The following is a 23,418-nucleotide window of genomic DNA, read 5'->3' as shown; positions in this document are numbered from 1 at the left end:
TATCACGCTTATATACTGATTTTTTTTAGTAACTTTGCAAATGTAAAAAGATAGGATATGACAATAAAGGCTGCATTTTTTGATATAGACGGTACGCTTATATCGTTTAAAACTCACAAAATTCCACAATCTACAATCGACGCTTTAACAGAGGCCAAACAGAATGGGATAAAGATATTTATTTCAACAGGTCGTCCTGTTGCACTCATTACTAATATTGATGCCATAAAACATTTGGTGGACGGATATATTACTTTTAATGGTGCCTACTGTTTTATGGGAAATCGTGAGTTTTTGCTTTCGCCTATTCCTGATAATGATGTGAAAACAATGATAGACGATGCTGGAAAACGCGATTATTGTGTTGCAATATGTGGGAAGAGAGAGGTAATAATATATAATTACAAAAAAGTTTTTACAGATGTTTTTGTAAATGATTTAGGTGTAAATAATGTAGACAAGAGTAAGACAATAGCAGATCTAAAAGGGCAGCCTATATTGCAAATGACTCCTTTCTTTACGGAAGATGAAGAAAAAATAATAATGCCTGAGATATCGCATTGCGTTTCGGCACGCTGGCACCCCTTATTTACCGATATTACTGTAAAAGGAGCTAACAAAGGGAATGCTTTAATTACAGTAGCAACGCAATTAGGACTTGATATTAAAGAATGTATTGCTTTCGGTGATGGTGGCAACGACCTTTCTATACTAAAAGCAGCGGGAATAGGTGTAGCTATGGGAAATGGGAACGATGATGTTAAAGCGGTTGCAGATTATGTTACAGCATCAGTAGATGAAGATGGAATTTGGAATGCATTGAAACATTTTAATGCTATATAGAAGGCATAAATACAGATGACATCTTGCTTTTTATCAAGTATGGAAGATGTAAAGCAGCAAAAAAGAAACATTAAGACAGGACTAAAAATTTGGAAACAGAATATATAGAGACCACCAAACAAGAAAAACGAGTACGCTTTGTAGTACTTTTCACGTTGTTTATTGTAGCCATTGAAGTTGCTGTTGGTGTTGTTTCTCGTTCAATGGCACTTTTGGGCGATGCAATTCATCTAATGTCTCACGAGCTAATATTAGGATTGAATTGGACTGCGTATATTTTGGTGCGTCGTTTGCAAAATAGACAGTCGGAACGCTACGATACTAATAAGATATTGAATTTGTCTGCTTTCACAAGTGGAATATTTCTACTTGCAACAGCTGTATTTATCGTTATTGAAGCATTCGAACGTCTAAATGGGCATACAGAACATATTATAAACCATAACTTTGCCATTATTGCTGCTGTTATAGGACTATTGGCAAATATTGTTTGCGCGCGCGTGATGCACGATAAAAATGGAATGACCGACTATAATAGCCATGCTGTTTATCTGCATCTGCTGTCCGACATATTATCGAAAGCAGGCATAGTTGTCGGCATTGTTTGTGCTATGCTTTGGGATATTTTGTGGATTGACGCTGCTGTCGCCATTATTTCCGCACTTATTGCTGCTCATTGGGCAAAGAACTTGCTATGGGAAACAGGACGAATTCTGACGAGAAAAGAAAACCAAGAATAGATTATCTATAAAATCGAATACAATAATAGTAAGCTTTATTTAAGCATCACGTAATTAGGAAGTATTACTTGGAAAATAAATATAAAATATAAAGAAGGGCAACATAATGATAGGAACAATATTTGGCTTATTAATACCACTAATGGGAACAGTTTTAGGTTCTGCTTTCGTATTTTTCATGCGCAACGAGATGCCTGCTCGTTTACAAAAGGCACTATTAGGTTTTGCTTCCGGAGTTATGGTGGCGGCATCTATTTGGTCGCTCATTATTCCGTCGATGGATATGTGGGCTGATCAAGGACGGTTACGTATAATTCCCGCCTTAATTGGTTTTCTTATTGGAATAGCTTTCTTGTTGCTCATCGATTATATAACTCCACACCTTCATATCGGAAGTGATAAACCAGAAGGACCTCGTACCAGGTTAAGTCGTACAGCTATGCTAACTTTTGCTGTTACTATTCATAATTTGCCAGAAGGTATGGCAGTTGGTGTTGTTTTAGCAGGCGCATTACAAATGGGCAGTGCTATTTCTACAACTGCAGCGATGGCAATGGCTATTGGCATTGCCATTCAGAATATTCCAGAAGGGGCAATTATTTCTATGCCAATGCGTGAAGCTGGCAATTCACGTTTGAAATCGTTTATAATTGGTTCGCTCAGCGGTGTTGTAGAACCTATTGGTGGTATACTTGTAATTCTTTTGGCAAGCATTATAACTCCAGCTTTACCTTATTTATTAAGTTTTGCTGCTGGTGCTATGTTTTATGTGGTTGTAGAAGAACTTATCCCAGAAGCTTCAGAAGGAGAACACTCCAACCTCTCTACAATTGGATTTGCAATTGGTTTTGCACTAATGATGACATTAGATGTTGTTTTAGGGTAGACATATTGTATAGGATATGGATTTCTGAAATGTCCATTACGCCATTTCTTACATTATTAGCTATGAAAAGTTTTTTAGTCGATAAAAACTTACATTATTCGTTTTTTATTATCAATTAAACCACTAACAGATAATACGATACAGTAGATTTAATATTTTCCATAAAAAATATACAAAAAAAGTATTAGAAATATTTGGTAGTATGAAATATAATCATTACCTTTGTCTCAGTTTTTTTAGTGGTTAATTTAGTTTTAGTATTGGAACCTTGATTGATGTGATATCAGTCAAGGCTTTTTCTTGTATTACTTCTTGTTTTTTTGTATGGCAGTTAAGTTCTTTTAAAGGCTCAGTCTGTCTTTCTTGAATGCTTTTTCAAATCTATTTCTAATCGTATTTATTGTAGTTTGAGTAGACAATTAATATCTTTTTGTTAGGATAATTATTCTTTCCGTTCCTTTATGATTATAAAAATCGACATATATTATTTTCAAATAAATGAAATGAGAAGTTGATTAGATGTTTCAGGACACCTAAATGTACGTTTTGGCATCTTGTTTTGTCGATAAGAAAAGGAGTTGCATAGCAAGAACCAGGAAAGCAAATATTTGCACTGTAAAAAAATATTTCGTTTGTTCATTCTTTACATCTAACAATGGTTATAGGGCTATAAAGGAAATATTAACACTATTGTATTTATAATTTTATATGTTGTATTTATAATTTTATATGTGATGGAAGCACAATAGACCGGTACATTTAGCCTGATATTAAGTAACCTTACAAATTTGATAAAATGGAATAAATCTTTTGATCTATATCATAAAATAATAGTAGGCACAACTTTATTTTTATAAAATTGCACTTTATCGTTACTTAATAACAAGACTTTTATTAATTTTGTACCAGAAATTAAGGATAACAATGAATAAAACAGCAAAATGATGCATTGCTGAAAAATAGAAAGAAAGGATTGATTATGATAACAGCATTATTAGCAACAACAGCATTTGTGGTTTCAACATTGATGACTGCATTCGAAGACAAGTAGAAACAAGAGTGTTTTCGTTAATGAGGTATTTGTAAATCTCTATCAAGACATACTCAGATAAATTTAATAACAATATCAAGGTAGACTATAATAATAGAGCGGTAAACAAATAACGATATTACAATAAATAAAGGAAATCCTAAAACATTCTTTGGACGGACAAAAATGTTTTAGGATTCTTCTTTTTATAATAAAAGTAAAAATATCCTCTTTATTTTGCTATGAAGAAACTTTTGGGTATTTTTGTTCTCCATAAACAACAATAACCAAGTAAAGGGTATCTGCTAAAAGAAAGAAACCACCATTGGTTGTGAGTCTTTAATATGAAAAGATTAATAACGCTTATATTTATTGTATATGCTTTTGTTGCTGTTGCAGCGCAGCCACAACAAACTTATCAGCCGTGTTTCCAAAAAGGACAATGCGTAAGCTATGAGTATTCGTACAAAGTGATTTGTAAGAATATTGCAGACGGAACAACGAATAACACGATAAATGGTTACCAATTGTTGCAAACCGACAATATGAATAATATTTTTGAGGGGGCAAAGCCAGGTGAAGTTTATGTCAATGCATTCTCGTTGAAAGTAATAGAATGTACGAACTATACTTACACTATGGAGCTTGATATTACGAAGCCTTGCAACATAACAAAAGTGGTAACCGAACAGGAGCGTAAAATAATAGATGCTGTAACTCGAGCTTTTCAACGTGTAAAACCAATTATTACTTTTCCGAAAGATATGAGTAGCTTGATAATTAACAATAAACGCGAGCTGATAAAAGAAATTGGACTAAACTTGTGGAACACAATAGCAAACAATACGCAAGTAGCTGAAGAGTTAGACAACGATGTTCCTACTTTAGACGAAACTGTACGCCAAACTATGGAACAGTTTGGAGAAGGTAATGCCCTTTTCGATGAATTGGATATTATTTGTCCAGGATTTAAAACATTTACACTTGCTTATTGTCAGCCTTTTGCATTAGGACAATTTGTTTCTGGTCCGCCACTTGATGGTACGAATAAAGATGAAGTTTACCAAAAAGAATCAGCTTCAATTAGTAATAAAGGTGAATTAGATTTCACAAGTTCTACAGATTTTTTCCGTTTGGCAAATGTTCCACTTGATACAATAAAGACATCTGAAAGTAATCAAGATGCTTATTTCATAAAAGATTTGCCACAATCTACGACCGAAGACGATGTGTTATGCACAATTGAAATAACCATTCAAAGCAATTCGGATACGTGGGTAAATCATTATAGAGCAAGTTCAATGGCACGTTTCGAAAATGCTATTTGGACTGGCATAGAAAATTTAAGGCGCACGAAGTAAATTCGGCTATTATTTCCCTAAAAAGTATAGAATATGTTTCCATTCTAAGCTTTTTTAATGAGGAATTTAAGCTAAAAAAGTTTACTTCTCTTTTCATTTAAACTCATTATAAATAAACTTGCATGCTTCATTTTCTGTTTTAAAAGATGCAAGTTCGTTTTGATTACCATGTTCGTCTATGTATAATACTTTCCAGATATTATAGTTTTCGACTAATACAATGGTATCCCAAGTGGCTACAGAGCCTTCTAACGAATATTTATTGGGAGAAATTCCCATAGACTGTAGCTGTTTAGACAATTCAACTTTATTCATTTTGTTTCTTTATTACTCCTACTCTCATATTGTCAGCAACTATTCTTTTCTTGATTTGCCAAGTAGTTTCTACTTAGCCTATCTTTTAGATTTGAACTTTATATGCACTTAGAATTTCGTTGCGATTTTTATCGTCATAACCTCCTGAAATAATCTCAACAGCTAATCTATAATTATCTGGTAAGCTCCTGTTGAAGATTAAATCCTTATAAGGGTCTACACTTTTATTATATAGAGAACACAAATATAACCGTTCATTGGTATATGGAAACACACACAATCCTGTTAATTCATATTTGTCTATAATATCATCGGATGTCAGTGGAATATCAAAACTAATTCATTAGCATAAAAAGCTTTTAAATTGTATGTTGTTAAACACAAAGTGTACAACTGCAAATGTAGTTATTTATTTTGATATTCCCAACGCTTCAAAGGAAAACAACTCTGTTCAAAGAGGAAGAGAATTACAGAGAAGAAAATTCTTATTATATTCCACCAAAAATATAATTATAAATTTTAAAATTGTAATTATGTTTTTTAATTTTCTAATTATAATTTTTCAAGCAGTAGTTATAAAAAGAAAATACATAAGTAAGTCCCCAAATTAAGTAAGTGTTTTTGTTAGTTACCAATAAAAATGTATATTTGCACAATGGTAACGAAAAAGAATGTTATGGAAAGACTTCAAAGAATTCTTAAGTCAATTTCAGAAACAAACGGCTGTAAATTGGTGAGAAGAGAAAAACCTATAAATATTGAAGTAGAATTTATATTACCTGATGATTTGAGATTTTATTTTGAGAATTATAATTCGATTACGTTTTGGGAAAAATCAAACTATTCAGTGAAAATAGTCGGAATAGAAGATTTTTAAAAAGCCAATCCTATTATAACAGGCGAAGATGTTCCTGATGACATTAGCAATAACTGGTTTATTATAGCAGAAGATAGTCCACAATTTATAACAATAGATTTATTTAAAGAACGTTTAGGAAAATGTTATGATAGCTTTTGGGATAGGCATGGAGTTGTAGGAGAACAACCAATTATTGCAAATTCTTTTACAGAGCTATTAGAACAATTATATCAAAGTAAAAGCGATTATTTTTATTGGTTACAATAAGACTTTGAAAATATAGGAGATGCATACGATTGTCTTGTGTAAGATGTACAGAGTAAATGAGAAAACGAATAGCCAATATATTTCTAATAAATAATATTTGGCTTTAACTGCACAATAAAATATAAATTTATATGAAAGCAAAACTAAAAGTAATAGACAGTTGGGAGTTTGAAGATATACAGTTATCTAGAACTTCCTTTAAATATAGTCCAACCAGTGGTAAAGAAATGGTGATACGTGGTGAGAACGAAATAGTATTTTCTATTTATCATTCAGAGAAAAAACAAGATGGAATACTATGGATAAAGGGCAAAAACGTCCGCTTTTTCCCTACTCCAGAAGCCAAAGAACAACAGGATATTTGGAAGAAACCTGTACTTTTATCCTGCGATAAAGGAATATTGCTGCTTTGTGGTGCCAGTAATACATTATGGTTATTACAAACTCAGGAAAGTGAATGGTTACCTATTTCAATTGAAGAGTGGACGCTCAGAGGAATACCTATGAAAGTGGCTGTTACAGGAATAAATGATAGTTTTCCAATAGTTTGTAGGGTTGATTCTATGTTAGAAGCCACCAATTCTTTTGCTATACTTTCTGTTGATTTTGATAAGAAAACAGCCCGTTGGACTCATAACGGCTCGTGTATATATAACAAAGAAGAAATCCGTCAGCAACATCTTGATGCTGTAAAAAAGGTAAATGGAAATTTTGCTTTAGCCGATTATAATTATCCTTTGATAGGTTCAATCTATGAACAAGATGAGAAGTTGTATGCCTTTCTGGAAAGCAGTACAATAAACCCAGCAGGATTAAGTATGATGGGATATTACTCTTATGTAGAAATAAGCAGAGATGGATTGATTAAGAGAAAATTATGGGGTAAGGATAACTTAAATCGATTACCAGGAAAGCATGGAGTAAGGGGCAAGTTTTCAGCAGAACAGAATTACTTGATTATTTCACCTATCTTCAAGAATGATGAATGGAAAGGAAAACCTAAACTGTTACGTCTTTCAGATTGTACACTAATAGATGTTGTTATGCCAAGAGGTTATACTTCCTTCCGTATATTGGATATATGGGGCAACAAGATGTTTATTAGTGACGATCAGACGAAGCTAAACCTTTGCGAAATTATATTCGAATAAGCACCAAAAAATAGAAGAACTTGTCGCAAATTATAACGAATAATATATAGTGAAATGGATTTTTATTTTGTTCATTTCTTAGATTTCCTTACTTTTGTATAACATAGAACAGTTATGGAATAAATAAAATGGAAGAAATAAAAGACTTTGAGTATATTTATTCAGATGTTTTAAAAGAACATTCTAATATTTTTGATAGAACTCCAATAGCTATTACTTGGTCTTTCAAAGGTAAAACGTATAAAAGAGAAAATATAACAGACAGATTAATAGCCGATTATTCTAAAAGTTATAATGCTATTGCTGTTGTAGAAGCTCCTTATTCAAAGGCGTTTAATAATGTGTATATCGTAAATGCTGAAAATAAATTAATGATTAACGATTTAAAAAAACTACTCTTTAATAATATAACAAATGGCATTTCTAATTTGTGTTTTGTAGAAGGAGTTGTTTGCGAAGGCTCAACATTCTTGTTTCATTTAATTATACGTAATAACGATTTTTCTATTTCTTTTGATTTAGCAACAAAAACTTTTGGCAAATTAACCGAAATAAGGTGATTATGGCACGATATCAATATTACTTTTAAATATGGCAACATATATGAAATAACATTATCCAATGAGAAATATGTTTATGTATACTGAATAGAACAATTTAGTTTTGGAATATTTAAATATATTTCTGAAGAGTCTTTAACAGATATAAGTTGCTTATTATCTTTACTTCTGCTAAAAATGTTCTAAATATCTTGCCATATTTTTTTGTTTATTTAAATATCATAATAGCCGACATTTCCAACGCCTATTGTCCAAAAGAATTTCGCTTTATTTTGTTCAGTTGTCCAAATATTTTTTTCTTCTTCTGTGGCTTCTTTTATATCAGATTCAGAAAAATCTTCAGGAATATTCTGTCGCCATATACCAACTGAAATATCGGAAAAGCAGTAACAATATGGTGCTTCTGTATCGTCAATGTTACTTCCATTCTTTTCTTTTAAAAGCTTTACTAATTCATCTGCTTCTATTTCAAAAGGATTGATGCCATATATTGTGGGATTTATATACTTGGTATTTGGTCCTTGTAGTTCTATAAACTCTAGTTTTTTGTTAATATCAAAATCCAATCTGAACTCATATCTATCATAATAGAGTTGATTTTCTTCTTGAATATTTGGTTTACCTAAGATGTTGATAATAGATTTCATATCATTTCCTAAGTCAATATCCAAATTATCCATTTTTACTCCTTTTAAAGGAATTATTTCTATTGTTTTTTTCATATCTAATATGGTATATTTATGTAACTTTACAAATAGAGTAAATCGCCGTGATCTGTTTCACATAATAAATTTTGGATTTTTAAATCTGTTATGTAATATTCGAAGAAAGAACATTCTCCTAAGATTTTAATAATATTTCTAACTGATAATTTAAATACATGGATTGTTTCTAACTCTGTTATAAGATAACAAACTTCGTCATCATTAAAAAATTGATTAATTCTTTGATATTGAAATTCGTCCTCGTAAGAAAAAGATTTAGGGTTCTTTTTAAAAGCTAACCACCAAACTCTGGGATTTCCAACAACATACTTGTCCATGATTGCAGTTATGATATTATCCTTTTCTTTATTTTGGACTTCTATAATATCCTCTTTACAGTCTAAAGAGTTTATAGCTTCTACCAATTCTGTATACTTTTCATCTGTACTCAAGCACATAATGTTCATTTTTAATTTAAAGTTGATTTTTCCAAGTAAGCATCAATTTCTTTCTGTATCATTTCTTTATCATCAAAAATATTGTACCAAGCGATTATTAAAGCATTTTTTCTCCAGAAAGTAAAACATAGAGTGGGGGATTCCGATACAACGTCTACGTTTATAGGCTCGTTGCCAATCTTTCTTTTTAGATAGTTCAATAGATTTTGTTGGTCGAACGGAAAATCAAGTTTATCTATAACGAAATGCGCATTGCAAATGCTATCATTTTTGTTTCTGTATGGAGCATTTAAAAAGGAATGCTGGCAATTGTATTTTATATTGTTGATTTTCAGATTTAACGATTTTCTATCCCTTTGGGTGAGTGACTCAAAGAAGGGAATAATATAAAATTGATGTATGTTTTCTATTTTATGAATTGTGGTATGAGCCTCCTTAGGATATGCTTTTTTATTCCAGGCATATTCTATGAACTCTAAGATTTTGAAGTCTGTTTTATAAGAATCTTTACACGATAAAAGCTGGGTTGTATTGCACGAATTCGTATTTCTTGCTGCAACAGAAGAAATATGCAATAGACTCAACGAAACAAAGAATAATACATAGTATTTGGCTAAATAAGTATTTTTTATTGTTTGTTTAGAGACAATACGACATATTTTTCGTGATTTCATCTTCAAAAGTTTTATAGTTTCAAGTTCTTATCTTACTTGCAAATTTAGATCTTTTGCATGTAACAGCCAAAGAAAAATAAAGTTTTTAATGAGCGTAGCAAAAAGTTTGGAAAGACGCTTTTGTATGTCGTTATTTTGTTTTCATAAGTTGTTTTTGGAATGATTTTCTTTGTTCATTTTCATGTAACGATGTAGCAAACATCTATCTTTTTCAACGAGTGATTTAGCCCTTGAGTAAAGGATAGATAATTATGACCTGAAAATTTATAATTAAAAACGCACAAGTTTATTATTATAATTTTTTATTTTGTAATTAGTACTGGTGCAATAAAATTGCACGGTAATTAAATATCATCAAAAAGAGATCGTTCTTTGACATATTGATTATGAGATGGAAGAGGGTCTTGCTCCGTTATAAGCTCTTTCAAGTTTACTTTTTCAAGTACTGAAATTCTTATTAAAGTAGCCACCTCTGTTATTGAATATGGGCTTTTGTACTCATGCTTCATCTTGGCAATTAGAAGATATGTGATAATTGCAACCCACAGATGGGTGCTTACCGCATTCTTTGAAAATCCCCATAAAGTCTTGACAACAATATTTTGTTTGATCCATTTGAAGAAGACCTCAATATCCCATCTGTGTCTATAGAGATTTGCAATTTCTAATGCTTCAATCTCAAAGTTATTGGTTATGAATTCGACTTCTTTACCGTTGACTGCATCATAGTAACACACTTTTCGGATATGTTCAGGATATAGCTTTCTGGATTTGCATGTAGTTAGGCGTATTGTAAAATCGCCTCTTACTCCAGTGCTTACATCAAAGTCTTCTTTGTGGTCTACAATCTCATATCGCATGTTGTCTTTTGGACGGCAAATCCAAAATGCACCAGCCTTATGAAATCTGTATAATGCATCAAAGTCCACATATGCCTTATCCATCATATAAAATGCAAGTGGCTCTGGCTCAATCCTATCCAGTTCGTTACTGTCATGCCATTTGCCGTCTGTAATATGAATGCTGGCAGGAATGCTTCCATGTAAATCAAGTAATGTGTGCATTTTAACTGCTCCCTTACTGTATTTACCCAAAGCCCAGGTTGCAAGCACTATGCTTGTTGATATTGTTGTGGAGTCTAAAGCATAAAGTACATTGTCAACAGATACCTCTGACAATTTTGTCTCTGAATACAATGGACGTACTTGTTCAATGAGATATTTGCCCAGTTCCTCGTATATGTGATAGTTGCGGTTCTCATTGGCTCGAGATAACGAAGAATGAGTGACTGTTTTGCGAATTCCTAAATGATACAATATATTATGATGTGCTGTCAGGCACATACATATGTCTCTTAAGGAATCACAGCCAGTAATCTGACCGAACAATAAATGTAACAGATGATTATAGCTGTTTAATTCTCTTGAATGTCTATCACCTTTATATTTCGTGACAAGTTTATCAAACTGGTAACGAGGAACAAAGTCTATGACTTGAGAGAATATGTACTTTCCAATATTCATAATCTTGCAGATTTAGGCTGCAAAATTACTCTTACCATTTCAAATCAAAAAAACTAAGAACGTTATAACTGATTAAATATCAAATCAATATAGAAGTGGCTTCAATTTTATTGCACCACCAGTATTTTGTAATTATAAAATTAAAATTTATAATTATAAAATTTTGGAAGGCTATCTTATCCTGATTTTATGTCCTTATTATGAGAATTAAAACCATTCAAAAAGAGAAAGCAAATGGTTGTCTTTTATGCAGTTATCATACCATTCGTTGTAGTTGGTTGGTACTTCGGCACTCATTTCTTTCAGCCAATATTGTTCGCCATAAGCACCCAACATTGCCCAATGATATTCAGTTTCATGACTTATGCATATTACATCATCAAAATCAGCTGGCTTTTTATAATAATGTTTCTTTAGAATTTCATCTGCTTCGGCTTCTGTTTTGTGTCCATATTTTACCAAAATACACCTGATAATAAACAGCCATGCGTTATAATACATACCAACTTTCTCGCCAGTTTTATTGTCCGAAAAAACTAATAACTCTTCCATTTATTTTTTAGTTGTAGCAATTGTAAATATCGTCTATATTGTTTGCACTCTCAATAGACATTCCTTTGGGCATTATTCCTGCATAAAGGAGCGAATAAGTGTGAGTGCGAAATTCTTCAGTCATTAAATTATAAAAATATAATTGTGCTTCAGTAAGCATCTTTTTATCAATCAATATACCTTTACCAAGATATTCATGAAATAAGATGCTGCTCAAATCTTCTAACATAAACTTATGGGGTGGAAAATTAAAATCTTCGTCAATATTTATTTTTCTTATTGTGTCGTATCCATTCATAATATGATTGATAGTGTTTTTCAGACATCTTGCATCTTTATGTAAACTATCAATCATCATAGCAGATGTTGCTAAAACACATTCATAACCATTTCCCCATACAAATGAATGTTGTTTGGGCGTAGAAAGAGAAGAAATAGCAAGTTCTTTGTCAAATTCCATTCCATTTATACAGAAGCCTAAATTGGTAATGCCATCTTGTTGGACGGTAATGTTTAAATCGTGTATTTTTAAATTTGGATTTTTGAAACTCATCAATCCACATGCAAAAAGTATCTCTCTAATATTTTGCAAGTTAGCATGATGAATCAACGTTTCAAAAGTTTTTTGATTGTTGTTTAATGCTGATTTATAAAAAATAACTTCTGGCGTTTGCGTTTCTATATTGTCAGTAAATACGTTTTTTACAAAGAATTGAAATCGCTTATAAAATTTAAACTCGTTAGAATATTGCAAAGACATTTTTTGTGCTGCAATCTGATATTCTATAGGCTGTACCAAAATGGAATTTTCGTCTCGAATAAACTCTTGAAATATATATCCTAAGAAGTTTAAAATTTCATTTTTATATTGATGTTTCCCTTTTTGAAGAATGTTGAACTCTATAACTTCAATTACAGGTTCTATAATATCATATATTTTAAATTGGTGTTTTATGTTGGGAGCTAATTCGTTATAAAGAAAATATTCAATATTTTCTGGCGAGTCATTGGCAGAAAATAAATAATCTAATTGAGAAGGTATTTCTTTAATAGCCTCTTTGTTGGGAGCATGATAATGTTGCCAATCAATATTCATTTTTTCCATCTTATTTTGCAATTTATTTTCCTTTTGTTGCTTTACTAAATACCGCATTATTAAAGAGGAAATATTACTTTCATCACTTTTTCTGCATTGGCATTCCATTTTATTTGCGACAAATTGCCGTCTGTATATTCTAAAACAAACTTGCTTTTATACACGTTATTGGGAAAGAAATCTGTATTCTTAAATAACGACTTATCTTTATGTTGTCTGTCAATGGATATTATCCGATTATTTTCGTTGTAGAAGTATTCTTCTGCTATAAAATTTCCTTTGTTATCCATATTCAACATAGATATCATTTGTCCATCTTTTAATATTGCGTGCTGTATATAATCAATCTGCTCAACAATATTAAAGCTATAAATTATAATTTCCGAACTGCGGTATTCAAAGAATATATATTGAGCAGGCAAATCGTAATTGTCTGTATATCCATGAATAGCAACAATTTTATTTTCAGCATCTAAAAAATGCTGAAACTTACCACTCTTTTTTGTTGGCACTTTAGCTAATTTTCGTCCTCTTTTTATGTTCTTCCTCTCCATATCAAAAGGATATATTTCAAATAGGACAGATGTTCCCCAAATGCAATAAGAATATTCAAATTCTTTTTTCTGTTTGAAGAGAGAATATATATCGCTGGAGAACAGATTACTTAAAACTTTTTCTTGCTCTTCTATTTTCATATAGTGTTACATTTATGTTACACCAAAATTTATCGCTACAAATGTAGTAGTTTACTTTTATATGTCCTTATTTTATTTTCATAATTTTATCTTCTTAACCGCTTTTATTTGTTCGTTTGTCTAAGTTTCTTTACTTTTGTATGGTAATGGACTATAACGTTATAATAAGAATACAAAAATAGACATATATGGATAAGATAGCAGAGATAAAAAAAGAGATAGAAATTATTGATACGGTTGATGATTCTAACATAAGTGATTTAGAAGCATTGTGTGAAGATATAATAGAATTGAATAATGAAGGTTGGGATACAGCCATGCTTATGGACCCACTTTTCAGAATTCTTGAGAAAAATCCTGAATTTGATTTCGGTATGCCAGGGCAGATAGTGCATACGTTAGAAAAATATTATAAGAAAGGACTCGAACAGGAATTGTTCAAGTCGCTTAACAGGAAACCAACTTTTTATACGTTGTGGATGTTGAACAGAATAATAAACGGAACTTCTGATTCTAAAGAGAAAGAATGCTATATTGAAATGCTGAGAAATATTCTTCAGATGGAAATTCCTGATTATCTAAAAGAACAAACGCAGTACTTAATTAACTTATACTTATAATATTATGGAATTATATGGTGCAATGGCATACAACAAACTTATTAAAGAGGATAAGATTACGAGAAGCCATATCAATCAACAAGTAAATAAACGATGTTTATTTGGAATAGTAGTTATACTGGGACAACTACCTTTTGTATCATTTTAATTTCATCGAACTGACATTAGTTTTGTCGTGTTCAGCTTTTTTTTAATACAGATAGGATACAAGTGAAATAAGAATGGGCTGACTGCACGAAGCAATCAGCCCATTCTGCTGGATTGTAGCCTTACGATGGAAACGTTCTGTCTATGGTTGCATGTTTATTTCACTACACATTTCTTTCCATTAATAATATACACACCATGTTGCAAGTCGTTGCAATTCTTAGCTTTCGTGCGCACTTTCACTCCACTAAGCGTTGTTACATCGAATGTCTGGGTAGTGTCTTCTATTGCATCAATGGAAGTAGTATTGATAGAAGCATCGTTAGAGAAACCGGATTCGTTTGTTTCTCCGTTCTTTGCAGTGTATATTGCCGTAACATTGTAAACGTGTTCACCCGTAACACGGTTGTTGGTATAAGTGTGTTGGCTGCCTTTTACAATGGCAATCTTCTTTCCGTCTCGATAGATGATGTATTCTGTTATGTTGTCGTCTGCCCCTGTAGCTACTTGCTCATAACTGATATCGTCTATGCCAAATATGTAAGCCTTTCCTTTTGGCGTATTGTGATGAATGGCGAAAAATTTTGCACCTTCTGGCACTTCTACAGTGATACGCTTCCAGTTGGCTCCTTCGTTGAAGGCAGTAGTCCCGTCGGCTTGCTCGCTCTTTATTTTTACGAATGTAGCCGTGTCGATGCTTTCTGTAGAATAAAGCAGGTCGAAGCTTTCAAAATATTTGGTATCTCCCGGACGTGTTGCAATGTTCATTACGTAGAATGTTATTTCCTGCTTTCTGCCCGACAGACGTGGAGATATAAGCCAATTGTTTTGTGCAACAAGTTTCTGGTTCTCGTTAAGTGCATACACGGCGGCTGCATATTGTTTGCCATCGTGTGGAGCCAATCCAGGGTTTACGTTGATCATGTCTTCAATCCACCAGTTAGGATTGAAAGCTGTAAATGCGAAAGGCTCGCCCTGTCCCGGATATGTAGACGAAGGTTGCAGTGCGCCTGTAATACCTTTATCGCCATCTACCATTGTCCACGGCGACATATCTTTTGCGAACGGAGAATAGCTCTCGAAACCATCGTCTACACGGACAGGCTCTGGCAATACAGGTTGTCCCCAAGTGAGTACAACCTTATGCTCGCCACCCATTTCGGCTTTCAGGTCGGTTATTCTACCGTAAGGCGACTGGACAACTTTAACCGTCTTTGTTTCGGTTTCATTGTCACTTACCAGCATGTCGCCATCGTATATTACCATGGCTTTTACTTGCAACGATGTGGCAGGTTCGTTAATGGCAACAGGCAACTTCATAGTTATGGTGTCGTTTGCCATTGATGGCAGTTGTTTGGTTCTGCTCACCGCGTCGCATTGGTTTCCGTTTGCATAAAGAATAACGAAGTATCTGTTGGCATCAGCTGCTCCTTGGTTCTTCACCACGACTTTCACTTGTCCCTTCTTTCCTGCAACAATGTTCTCTGGCGTTTCAATACTCACAGCCGTAAGATTACGTTCGAGCTGATTTATAATGTTTATATTGTCTATTCCAATCATAACCCTGGTGCCTTGTGCAGTGCCTTCGAACTTGACAATAATGTATCGCTCTTTTGCATATGGTGCCAAATCTACCGACTGTTTAGTCCAACCGCCTTGCGTTGTTTTGCTAAGGTCGTACTGTGCAGCTATGTGATCTTTTCCGTCTGGTGTCTGAATTAATACCTTCAGTGTAGACTCGTTGCCAACAAGCGAGTAAAGGTCGAAGAAGAGTTTAGGATTTGTTGTTCCTGCGAGTGCAACCTTTGGTAGATTGACCGAAGTCTCGTCGCCTTGCTCTATAGTGAAAGCAACATCACTTCCTGCATATTCTTCGGTATAGTTAGCCCAAACCAGACTACCTCCGTCGTTGTCTGAAGCAGCATCGGTTACAACACGCCATGCTGCAGCCGTCTTTCTGCTATTGTATTGTTCGTTGCCTAAGAGCGATGCAAAGCCATTGTCTAACTGTCCGTTTGCCATGCTCTCTTTGAAAGGCAACGGAATGCACGGGCCAACAACCACGCCGCGTGCAGTAACACAGTCGCTCTCTCCACTGCCATTGTTTGCTCTGACACCGAACCAAGCCAGCGTTTGAGTTTTTCCATCTTCCATTGTAGTTTTATTCGGGTCGAAGGGCAGGCTCGTGCTTAGCTCACCCGGCTTGCTTGTCGTTAGTGAGTCGCCCAATTCAAAACCGAAATCGCCTTTCGTTAATGTGTAGAATGTTACGCTAACATCTTTCGGGTCGAGGTATCCACCATTGGCACCAACAGATTGGAAAGTGTTCCAAGCAGCCTTTAGTTTTGTGCCTTGGTCGGTAAACGTAATGCCTGTAGGATTGTGCGGACGGTCGGTACCTATAAACATTCTGATAGTAGCCTTGCGTCCGGGGTGTCCATCAAGATACGGCGTAATAGTGTAAGTGTGGAAACCATCAGTAGGAACATTCTTGTCTGTCCATTCCATTCGTGTTCCAATTGTTGCTGCGTCTATACGCTCAATGTCTACACCGTCTCTACTTACAACGAGGCTGTCTACACGGTTGAGTGCAGCCCCATTGATACGAACCTTTGGAATTATGAAACTGATAGTAGCTTGCAGTGCCCCTTTCTGTGCAGGCGTAATAGTCAGTGCCTTTACAGAATCGGGAGCGGTAGCGTAAGCTGTTTTGGTAATGGTAATGCTATCGATGGCAATCTGGTATTTGTCGGTGGCTGTCGTGTTATCGTGGAAACCGATATAGATATTTCCTGTAGCATCGGGAATAATATCGGCAGTGCATACCTGCCATTGTCCTTTGGTTTCCGAGAACTTTGGCGTGAAGGTTTCTAACAGGACATTGGAAAGCTGTCCAACATTGTTGCCTTTGCCCCACTTTACTTCGAGCGTATTCTTAGGCTCGGCCATTACATTGCGCACTTTAAACGCTACAGTGTAAACACGGTCGGAAGAAAGATGTATAGCAGGGGTAATAAGCCAGTCGTCGCTATTCTTCTTGACATTGGTTTGATGGCTCATTGCACCGTAACCAGGGAAACCATTGCACCACCATGTAGCCTTATCGTTGTTTGCATCGACTATTTTGAATATAGATAGTGCAGATTGTCCTTCAAACTTGTAGTTCCAGTCCGGTTCTATTGCCGAACCTGCTATGATAGGTGCTGTATTTGCCCAACGAGAACCCTTTACGTCTCCGCTAATGGCTCTGACAGCGTATGTATAACTTGCGTGCTCTGCTGCAGACAAATCATCGGTACACGTTGTGTTGGTAATACCAGTTGCAACATTGGTTGTATCGTGACCTTGTATGCGAACTACATCGTAGGTTAGTGCACCGAGCGTGCCTTGGTGTGTGCCGGCAGTAGGTGCAGTCCACTTTATGGTAACAGTCCCATTCTCTAAATTGGCTGTAGGATTACCAACCATTTCAGGTTCGTCGAAGCCTATCCATTGTTTAAGAGTAGCTGTGGGCGATTCGCCTTTAGCATTCGATGCAGTAACAGCAAAGCAGTATTCGCCACTATGCGATAATTGAACCGACTTACTGATAGTTGTCCCTGTTTGTGCAGTTCCATTAAATAATAGTGCGCCATTAGCTGTAACAACATACTTGACATCACCTTTCAGATTGTCGCCTTTAACAGTCTTGTTTGGTAGAACGAAGTTTATAACGCCATTGAGATTAGTTCCGCTGAATAGAGCCGACAATTGCGAGACAGTGGCAGGTGCATCAATATTGGTCGGAGTAGGGGCTATTACCATGCCATACATGGTTGTTTCAGAATCGGCAATCTTTGTAACAGCACCACTTGTTAAGTTAACTGTGTATAAAGCTGTGTTATAATCTTTATCTTGTGCGTACCAATAGAAAGTATTATCCTTTGGATCTATCTCCCCTGTTTGTGCATACGGTCCTTCATATTCATCAGTAAGTTCTATACCCGTTGGACCGACACTGGTTTCCATACCATCAGTAATAGAAATCTTATATAGTATTCCGTCGGATGCGATGCCATAAAGCTGATTATCTGATGTTATACCCATAGCTACATATTTGCGTGAAGTTGTCCCGAATGTGGTACGTTTACGTGTCCGGTAGTCTACAGTGCCCAGTTCGTATTGTTGATTGCTGGCAGAACTATTATAAAATTCGCCATATACTGTGCCATCTTTTGCTTGTGCAGTTTCGATGGCAGCAAGTGAAAAGTCGTTGTAAACCTTCCCGCTACCTTTCCACGTTGTTAAATCGTAGGTATAAAGTGTTAGTTCTCCACTTGCATTTTCATAGCGTTCAAAATCTACGGTATACAACTTACCATCGGCAATCTGTACACCATTCTTTGCTATACGCTGATTTAGATTACCTAATTGGGTGAAACTAATCTCACCAGAGGTATTTTTAGGTTGGAAAGAATAATAGTCCCATCTTTTATTAATGGTTGCATTACCCCAAAGTATAACAGAGGGGTCAATGGTTCTCAATCCCTTATGTGGAGATTTGAGCACTAAAGGTTCTTTCGAGGACGTAATTCGTGTTAGTTGTTGCTCGGTTTGTGTTCGTTTCGGTTGTATCAATCTATGAGCTTTCTGAGCCATATTGGTTGTTGGAATAAGCAATGTCAATAAGATGATGCCTGTAAATGCTTTTTTCATATAATTTAAATAGTTGATTTGCTCTAACGTTAGATGCAGAGTTCCTTCATTAAGTTTAATAATAAAGCATATTCTAAAACTCTTTGTCGGGGGGACTGTTCAAAGATTAGTTTTAGAATATGCTTGAATGTATATTACTTGTGGTTTAGCGTAGCATGCCACTCGTAAATATAATGTTGGTTACGAAAGAATTTACTTCTTCAGTACTTTCTTTCCGTTTACAATGTAGACACCAGCAGGCAAGTTCTCCAACTTAGTGTTGAGGCGAATGCCTTGTAAGTTGTAGATAGTTTGAGCAGCTGTATCTGCGTTTTGGAAGTTAATACCAGTTGGCTTCTTCCATGTTCCGTGTGGATAGATGTTGGCAGTAGCACCTACTGCGAGGAGTTTGTCTCTTGCTTCTTTGGCATCGGCTTCTGTCATGTTCTCTTTAATAATGCAAGGAGCAGTTGCAATAAGTTTCTTGACAGCCATCATGCCCATGCCTGTAATGTCTTTAACGATAGCAATAACTGCAATTTCTCTATCGCCAACAGCTTCTAACACGAGGTCATAAGTTACAGGCGCGTCATTTGGTTGAATGGCTACCCAGTCGGTTACAACCTTACCATCAGCACCGAAGAGAGATTGGAAAGTGTATCCGCTCTTCTTGAGTTCTTTCCACACAGTGCCTTCAGGAGATACAATCTTACAATCGGTAAACTCTGGAATAACATTCAAACGCCCCATACTACCTTTGTATTCGTCGTTCTCACTTCCGTTACCTTTTACGCGAACGTTACACTTGTTGAACTTCCAGCGACCACTGGCAATACCATTTACGCCACCGCTGATTTCTAATGTGGCACCGTCTACGGTGATTGTATTATGATTAAGGACACCATAGCAATAGTCTTCGTTGCCAGACTGTGCGCCTGTTACCTTAAGCTTGCCTGTACCGGTGAATGTCAGCTTGTCGTAGTTAACCATACCACCACTCTTTTCTGATGTAATAGAGTTCTCACCAACAATCTTAATGGTTAAGTTCTTAATGGAATTCCAAAGTGCAACACCAGCTGCCTTGTCTGCTGTATTAGAAATAGTTGCATTCTCAAGCGTGAGTACATTGCTTGCAGCATCGTAAGCAACCTTACCTTTTACTCCTTCTATAACCGTTAAGTCTCCACAGTTCTCTGATGTTACTTGCTTTCCATTAATCATCAGACTATACTTCTCAGGTGCTGTATTAGGTTTAATGGTTACCCAGTCGGTAACAACCTTATTGTTGGCGAAGAGTGAATAGAACTTATAGCCACTCTTCTCAAGTTTCTTCCATTCTGAACCTTCAGGAGTTACAATCTTACAGTCAGTAAATTCGGGAATGTAGTTCAACCTTCCCATACTACCTTTGTATTCATCGTTCTCACTTCCGTTGCCTTTTATGCGGACGTTACATTTATTGAACTTCCAACGACCGCTGGTGATACCATTCACACCACCGCTGATTTCCATAGTGCAACCGTCTACTGTGATTGTACCTGGATTTAGCACGCCGTAGCAGTAATCGGCATTGCCAGACATTGCACCAGTAATCGTGAGTTTGCCAGTGCCAGTGAATGTCAGCTTGTCGTAATTAACCATACCCCCACTCTTTTCCGATTTAATTGTGTTCTCACCAACAAGCTTAATGGTTAGATTCTTAATGGAATTCCAAAGTGCAACGCCTGCAGCCTTCTCTCCAGTGCTGGAGATGGTAGCGTTCTCAAGTGTAAGCACATTGCTTGCAGCGTCGTAAGCAACCTTACCTTTTACGCCTTCTATGGTTGTAAGGTCGCCACAGTTCTCTGATGTTACTCGCTTTCCATTAATCAACAGATTGTAGTTTTCAGCCTGCAATTGCTGTGGCAGGGCGAAAGCTGTAACAAACAATGCAACAATTGCTGCATACATGTTTTTAAGTAAATTGTTTTTCATTACTAAAAATGCCTCTCCATGACCCCTTTTATTCAAAGAGTTACGCCTTGCTGAGGCTGGGGCGTTTGATTACTATTATTAATTGTTTGGCTATTCGGCTACAAATATAGTTATTTTTTTTAATCTATGCAAAGACATTAGATAAATCTTGAATTAAATGTGGATAGTCTTGCTGAAAGACGCAATTAGTGACATATCGTATAGCAATCCGAGAAGTTATATCACAAAAAGCGCTGATTGGGGAGACTAAAAAACAGTTCGCGAACTAAATTCTGATTGTTCGCGAACTGGCTTTTAATGGTTTGAAGAGATAGCTTTCTTGCTACATTGACTGAACCAATAGACACTTGTTTGTAATACCTGCTGAATAATTAAACACAGGTAGGAAAATCATACTGGAATGATAGACCCCATGGAAAGTCAGGACTTAAAAATCATTAAGCAAGGACTGTAATTGTTAATATCGACGAAATGTACTTTCGTACCCCACGAGTCCGACAGTCGTGCTCCGCGGGTCCGACAGTCGTCAGAATGATGTTTGTCGCCGATGGAAGATTTAGTATCTTGCAAGGCGAGAATTGTGGCGAAGCAAACGTTTTCTTTATAGTCGTCTTTTGCTTTCAATCTTTTTTGCTATCTTTGCACACATGAACAGAGCGACAGTTATATTATTCTTTTCTCTTCTATTTACTTTCCAAGCAGTAGCAGAAGACTGGAATGCCAACAATATACCAATGGTACATCTTAAAGACGCAAGGCAATATGTTTGCGACCCTGAAGGGTTGATGTCTGATGCCATGCGCGACTCTACCAATTATTATATTGCCAGGTTAGAGAAAGAAGCTGGTATCCAAACCGTGTTTGCTGTTGTGCCACACGTAGAGAATGGTGATCCTTTCCGTGTCGCACAAGATATTGGCAATAAATATGGGGTAGGCGATAGGAAGTCTGACAGAGGACTGGTGGTTGTGGTTGCAGTAGACGATAGAAAATACTTTATTGCACCAGGCGAAGGATTGGAAGGAGACTTGACTGATGTGGATTGCGACGACATTGCCCGAGCCTGCATTGTGCGGAATATGCGCAATGGCGATGTGGACGAGGCAATGCTGTCTACTGCAAAAGCCATCTACACTAAGTTTAAGACGGGAACCACTGGACTTGAAAAGAAAGAAGATGATGCCGATGGCGCCATTGCAATTAGCATTGTTTGTGCTGTCGTGTTCTTCTGGGTAATATGGTCGGTAAAAGGTAAAAATAATAATGGTCGTGGAGGTAGAAACCGTGGTGATGGCCCTTTCATTTTCTGGGGTAATCCTGGACACATGAACGACCGACACTTTGGCGGCAGTTTCGGTGGCGGCAGCTTTGGCGGCGGTGGTGCTGGTGGCGGCTGGTAGTATATATAATAAATAAGGTGGAAGAAATAATATTTAAAATGAAAAGATATGAAGAATAAAGCACTTTTAATTGTAATAGCGATTGTAGTTATTATAGGCTTATGGGCCTTTTCTGGTTATAATGGAATGGTGGACAAGCAAGAGGCTGCAACAACTGCTCTTAGTAATGTTGAGGCACAATATCAGCGTAGAGCCGACATGATGCCACAATTGGTAAAGATAGTGAAAGCATATGCGAAGCATGAGAGAGAGACCTTCGATGCTGTAACAAAGGCACGCAATGCTGCAACGCAAGTTCATCTTGATGCTGACAATTTGACACCCGAGAAGATGAAACAGTTTGAAGCAGCACAGAATCAAGTGGCGCAGGCTTTCTCTCGTCTGATAGCTGTGGCAGAAGCGTATCCCGAACTGAAAGCAAGAGAGAACTTTAAAGCTTTACAAGTTCAGGAAGAAGGAACAGAAAACCGTATAAACGAAGCGCGCAAGAAATACAATGAGTCTGTGCAAGCATACAATCAGACAGTCAGACACTTTCCTAATTCTTTGTTGGCTGGTGTGTTTGGTTTCGATAAGATGACAAAGTTTGCTGCTGCTGAAGGTACAGAGAAAGCACCAGACCTGGATATTTAAGTCTTAGGAGCTAAGCCTGTCGAGGTTTAGCTCTTTTTTTCTATGATAGACGTTACATTGAATGAATGTAAAAATTACTACGAATCTAATGAACATTGGTTAAGTTGGCTTTTGTAATTGTTAAATACGGATAAAGAAAACTGACAGATTAGCACATTTCCATAATTTGGGCTTATATTTGCATACGCTTTCACGGCTAAAATGACTAAAAGAATTGGTTGAGCCAACCAACAGAATGAATTAATGCGTGCTTTAT

At 35.8% G+C, this 23,418-nt stretch carries 21 protein-coding genes; 10 read left to right on the top strand and 11 right to left on the bottom strand.

Going from position 1 to position 23,418, the window contains the following annotated elements; all coding sequences use genetic code 11:
- The first annotated feature begins 57 nt into the window (after positions 1-57).
- The 4 genes from RDV52_RS10550 to RDV52_RS10535 all read left to right on the top strand — a co-directional run bounded on the left by RDV52_RS10550 (position 58) and on the right by RDV52_RS10535 (position 4,860).
- Positions 58-843: a Cof-type HAD-IIB family hydrolase gene (locus tag RDV52_RS10550; protein WP_004365573.1), complete on the top strand. Its 786-nt coding sequence runs from the start codon at positions 58-60 to the stop codon at positions 841-843.
- An 89-nt stretch (positions 844-932) separates the two neighbouring features.
- The gene (locus tag RDV52_RS10545; RefSeq protein WP_004365574.1) at positions 933-1,583 is read left to right on the top strand and encodes a cation diffusion facilitator family transporter; all 651 of its coding nucleotides are present in this window, start codon (positions 933-935) and stop codon (positions 1,581-1,583) included.
- Positions 1,584-1,689: 106 nt separating this feature from the next.
- A complete protein-coding gene (locus RDV52_RS10540) occupies positions 1,690-2,469 on the top strand; it encodes a ZIP family metal transporter (protein WP_004364883.1) in 780 nt (259 codons plus the stop codon).
- A 1,374-nt stretch (positions 2,470-3,843) separates the two neighbouring features.
- A complete protein-coding gene (locus RDV52_RS10535; protein WP_004365577.1) occupies positions 3,844-4,860 on the top strand; it encodes a hypothetical protein in 1,017 nt (338 codons plus the stop codon).
- Positions 4,861-4,953: 93 nt separating this feature from the next.
- On the opposite strand, the gene RDV52_RS10530 is transcribed toward RDV52_RS10535, so the two are convergent.
- A complete protein-coding gene (locus RDV52_RS10530; protein WP_004365578.1) occupies positions 4,954-5,175 on the bottom strand; it encodes a hypothetical protein in 222 nt (73 codons plus the stop codon).
- A gap of 676 nt (positions 5,176-5,851) precedes the next feature.
- Here RDV52_RS10530 and RDV52_RS10525 point away from each other — a divergent pair.
- The 3 genes from RDV52_RS10525 (at position 5,852) to RDV52_RS10515 (ending at position 8,012) form a co-directional block, all read left to right on the top strand.
- Entirely contained in the window at positions 5,852-6,052 is a 201-nt protein-coding gene (locus tag RDV52_RS10525) for a hypothetical protein (RefSeq protein ID WP_223381188.1), read from the top strand.
- 380 nt (positions 6,053-6,432) lie between these two features.
- Positions 6,433-7,452 (top strand): hypothetical protein, encoded by a 1,020-nt coding sequence (locus tag RDV52_RS10520; protein ID WP_004365583.1) that lies wholly within the window; start codon positions 6,433-6,435, stop codon positions 7,450-7,452.
- Between the two features lie 128 nt (positions 7,453-7,580).
- On the top strand, positions 7,581-8,012 hold the full coding sequence (locus RDV52_RS10515; protein WP_004365584.1) for a hypothetical protein: 432 nt from the start codon (positions 7,581-7,583) through the stop codon (positions 8,010-8,012).
- 212 nt (positions 8,013-8,224) lie between these two features.
- On the opposite strand, the gene RDV52_RS10510 is transcribed toward RDV52_RS10515, so the two are convergent.
- From RDV52_RS10510 to RDV52_RS10480, 7 genes are all read right to left on the bottom strand, one after another.
- Positions 8,225-8,734, bottom strand: a complete 510-nt coding sequence (locus RDV52_RS10510) for a hypothetical protein (RefSeq protein ID WP_004365585.1) — start codon at positions 8,732-8,734, stop codon at positions 8,225-8,227.
- A 26-nt stretch (positions 8,735-8,760) separates the two neighbouring features.
- Positions 8,761-9,141 (bottom strand): DUF6756 family protein, encoded by a 381-nt coding sequence (locus RDV52_RS10505; RefSeq protein ID WP_223381189.1) that lies wholly within the window; start codon positions 9,139-9,141, stop codon positions 8,761-8,763.
- A 44-nt stretch (positions 9,142-9,185) separates the two neighbouring features.
- Positions 9,186-9,848: a hypothetical protein gene (locus RDV52_RS10500; protein WP_004365587.1), complete on the bottom strand. Its 663-nt coding sequence runs from the start codon at positions 9,846-9,848 to the stop codon at positions 9,186-9,188.
- 344 nt (positions 9,849-10,192) lie between these two features.
- On the bottom strand, positions 10,193-11,371 hold the full coding sequence (locus RDV52_RS10495; RefSeq protein WP_115098550.1) for an IS4 family transposase: 1,179 nt from the start codon (positions 11,369-11,371) through the stop codon (positions 10,193-10,195).
- A gap of 207 nt (positions 11,372-11,578) precedes the next feature.
- Positions 11,579-11,923: a hypothetical protein gene (locus RDV52_RS10490; protein WP_004365588.1), complete on the bottom strand. Its 345-nt coding sequence runs from the start codon at positions 11,921-11,923 to the stop codon at positions 11,579-11,581.
- A 7-nt stretch (positions 11,924-11,930) separates the two neighbouring features.
- Positions 11,931-13,028: a hypothetical protein gene (locus RDV52_RS10485; RefSeq protein WP_040556965.1), complete on the bottom strand. Its 1,098-nt coding sequence runs from the start codon at positions 13,026-13,028 to the stop codon at positions 11,931-11,933.
- Between the two features lie 50 nt (positions 13,029-13,078).
- The gene (locus RDV52_RS10480; RefSeq protein WP_004365590.1) at positions 13,079-13,714 is read right to left on the bottom strand and encodes a hypothetical protein; all 636 of its coding nucleotides are present in this window, start codon (positions 13,712-13,714) and stop codon (positions 13,079-13,081) included.
- Positions 13,715-13,902: 188 nt separating this feature from the next.
- On the opposite strand from RDV52_RS10480, the gene RDV52_RS10475 reads away from it, so the two are divergent.
- Positions 13,903-14,334 (top strand): hypothetical protein, encoded by a 432-nt coding sequence (locus tag RDV52_RS10475; RefSeq protein WP_004365591.1) that lies wholly within the window; start codon positions 13,903-13,905, stop codon positions 14,332-14,334.
- Positions 14,335-14,637: 303 nt separating this feature from the next.
- Here RDV52_RS10475 and RDV52_RS10470 read toward each other — a convergent pair whose 3' ends face one another.
- The 3 genes from RDV52_RS10470 to RDV52_RS10460 form a co-directional block, all read right to left on the bottom strand.
- A complete protein-coding gene (locus tag RDV52_RS10470; RefSeq protein WP_004365593.1) occupies positions 14,638-19,176 on the bottom strand; it encodes a choice-of-anchor J domain-containing protein in 4,539 nt (1,512 codons plus the stop codon).
- A gap of 192 nt (positions 19,177-19,368) precedes the next feature.
- Positions 19,369-21,129 (bottom strand): ribosomal protein L7/L12, encoded by a 1,761-nt coding sequence (locus tag RDV52_RS10465; protein WP_004365594.1) that lies wholly within the window; start codon positions 21,127-21,129, stop codon positions 19,369-19,371.
- Positions 21,130-21,549: 420 nt separating this feature from the next.
- Positions 21,550-21,753, bottom strand: a complete 204-nt coding sequence (locus RDV52_RS10460) for a hypothetical protein (RefSeq protein ID WP_147278285.1) — start codon at positions 21,751-21,753, stop codon at positions 21,550-21,552.
- A gap of 23 nt (positions 21,754-21,776) precedes the next feature.
- On the opposite strand from RDV52_RS10460, the gene RDV52_RS10455 reads away from it, so the two are divergent.
- Complete coding sequence (locus tag RDV52_RS10455; RefSeq protein ID WP_004365595.1) at positions 21,777-22,529, top strand: TPM domain-containing protein; 753 nt, start codon at positions 21,777-21,779, stop codon at positions 22,527-22,529.
- A gap of 48 nt (positions 22,530-22,577) precedes the next feature.
- On the top strand, positions 22,578-23,162 hold the full coding sequence (locus RDV52_RS10450; RefSeq protein ID WP_004365596.1) for a LemA family protein: 585 nt from the start codon (positions 22,578-22,580) through the stop codon (positions 23,160-23,162).
- The last annotated feature ends 256 nt before the right edge of the window (positions 23,163-23,418 follow it).

It is taken from the genome of Prevotella nigrescens (assembly GCF_031191185.1).
In the GTDB taxonomy this organism is placed as follows: domain Bacteria; phylum Bacteroidota; class Bacteroidia; order Bacteroidales; family Bacteroidaceae; genus Prevotella; species Prevotella nigrescens.
Note: the sequence above shows the minus strand (reverse complement) of the source record. Positions and strands in the feature narration are given on the sequence as shown.

Excerpts from the sequence above, each read along its gene's own strand:
- RDV52_RS10550 (WP_004365573.1), top strand. The coding sequence starts at position 58 with ATGACAATAAAGGCTGCATTTTTTGATATAGACGGTACGCTTATATCG.
- RDV52_RS10540 (WP_004364883.1), top strand. The coding sequence starts at position 1,690 with ATGATAGGAACAATATTTGGCTTATTAATACCACTAATGGGAACAGTT.
- RDV52_RS10535 (WP_004365577.1), top strand. The coding sequence starts at position 3,844 with ATGAAAAGATTAATAACGCTTATATTTATTGTATATGCTTTTGTTGCT.
- RDV52_RS10530 (WP_004365578.1), bottom strand. The coding sequence starts at position 5,175 with ATGAATAAAGTTGAATTGTCTAAACAGCTACAGTCTATGGGAATTTCT.
- RDV52_RS10525 (WP_223381188.1), top strand. The coding sequence starts at position 5,852 with ATGGAAAGACTTCAAAGAATTCTTAAGTCAATTTCAGAAACAAACGGC.
- RDV52_RS10520 (WP_004365583.1), top strand. The coding sequence starts at position 6,433 with ATGAAAGCAAAACTAAAAGTAATAGACAGTTGGGAGTTTGAAGATATA.
- RDV52_RS10515 (WP_004365584.1), top strand. The coding sequence starts at position 7,581 with ATGGAAGAAATAAAAGACTTTGAGTATATTTATTCAGATGTTTTAAAA.
- RDV52_RS10510 (WP_004365585.1), bottom strand. The coding sequence starts at position 8,734 with ATGAAAAAAACAATAGAAATAATTCCTTTAAAAGGAGTAAAAATGGAT.
- RDV52_RS10500 (WP_004365587.1), bottom strand. The coding sequence starts at position 9,848 with ATGAAATCACGAAAAATATGTCGTATTGTCTCTAAACAAACAATAAAA.
- RDV52_RS10495 (WP_115098550.1), bottom strand. The coding sequence starts at position 11,371 with ATGAATATTGGAAAGTACATATTCTCTCAAGTCATAGACTTTGTTCCT.
- RDV52_RS10490 (WP_004365588.1), bottom strand. The coding sequence starts at position 11,923 with ATGGAAGAGTTATTAGTTTTTTCGGACAATAAAACTGGCGAGAAAGTT.
- RDV52_RS10485 (WP_040556965.1), bottom strand. The coding sequence starts at position 13,028 with ATGGAAAAAATGAATATTGATTGGCAACATTATCATGCTCCCAACAAA.
- RDV52_RS10480 (WP_004365590.1), bottom strand. The coding sequence starts at position 13,714 with ATGAAAATAGAAGAGCAAGAAAAAGTTTTAAGTAATCTGTTCTCCAGC.
- RDV52_RS10475 (WP_004365591.1), top strand. The coding sequence starts at position 13,903 with ATGGATAAGATAGCAGAGATAAAAAAAGAGATAGAAATTATTGATACG.
- RDV52_RS10470 (WP_004365593.1), bottom strand. The coding sequence starts at position 19,176 with ATGAAAAAAGCATTTACAGGCATCATCTTATTGACATTGCTTATTCCA.
- RDV52_RS10465 (WP_004365594.1), bottom strand. The coding sequence starts at position 21,129 with ATGAAAAACAATTTACTTAAAAACATGTATGCAGCAATTGTTGCATTG.
- RDV52_RS10455 (WP_004365595.1), top strand. The coding sequence starts at position 21,777 with ATGAACAGAGCGACAGTTATATTATTCTTTTCTCTTCTATTTACTTTC.
- RDV52_RS10450 (WP_004365596.1), top strand. The coding sequence starts at position 22,578 with ATGAAGAATAAAGCACTTTTAATTGTAATAGCGATTGTAGTTATTATA.